2 protein-coding genes are annotated in these 539 nt (G+C 72.9%); both read left to right on the forward strand.

Going from position 1 to position 539, the window contains the following annotated elements:
• A partial coding sequence (locus tag OXS27_RS32450) for a sugar transferase (RefSeq protein ID WP_267361764.1) occupies positions 1-193 on the forward strand: 193 nt, incomplete at its 5' end.
• 111 nt (positions 194-304) lie between these two features.
• Positions 305-535, forward strand: coding sequence for a hypothetical protein (locus OXS27_RS32455; protein ID WP_267361765.1), 231 nt, complete (start codon positions 305-307; stop codon positions 533-535).
• Positions 536-539 lie beyond the last annotated feature (4 nt).

Genomic DNA, 539 nt, shown 5'->3' on the forward strand with positions numbered 1-539 from the left:
CGCGTTCCAGACCTGCTTTGCCGTGCCCCCCGGGGTGACCGGGCTGTGGCAGGTGTCGGGCCGCTCGGACACGAGCTACGCCGAGCGGGTGGCGCTGGATCTGGATTATGCCAGCCGCTGGAGCCTGCGCCGGGACATCGCGATCATGCTGCGCACCATCCCGGCGGTGCTGGCCCAGCGCGGCAGCCGGTGAGGTCTCCGCTGCGGCGGGTGTGGGACGAACGCTGAGGCAGGCCCGGGCCGATGGCGCGGGCTTCGGGATCGGTCTACCACCCGACCCAGGCGGGGACGGGGACGGGCGGCGATGAAGGGTCTGTTGCTGAACGCGCTGCTCGGGCTGGGTCTGGGCCGGTTCGGCTCGGTGTGGTGGCTGCTGGCGTTCCTGCCGGTTGTGGCGGGCGAGCTGGCCTACGGGGTGTACGTCCACCACCTCAGCACCGGCGGGAGCATGCGGCGCGGCCTCGCCCTCCTGGTCTGCGGGCAGCTCGGCTTCCTCCTCGGCGCCCTCATGCGGCCCATGCGCGGCGAAACCTGAGCCG

Source organism: Methylobacterium sp. GC_Met_3, from assembly GCF_026540775.1.
Classification (GTDB): domain Bacteria; phylum Pseudomonadota; class Alphaproteobacteria; order Rhizobiales; family Beijerinckiaceae; genus Methylobacterium.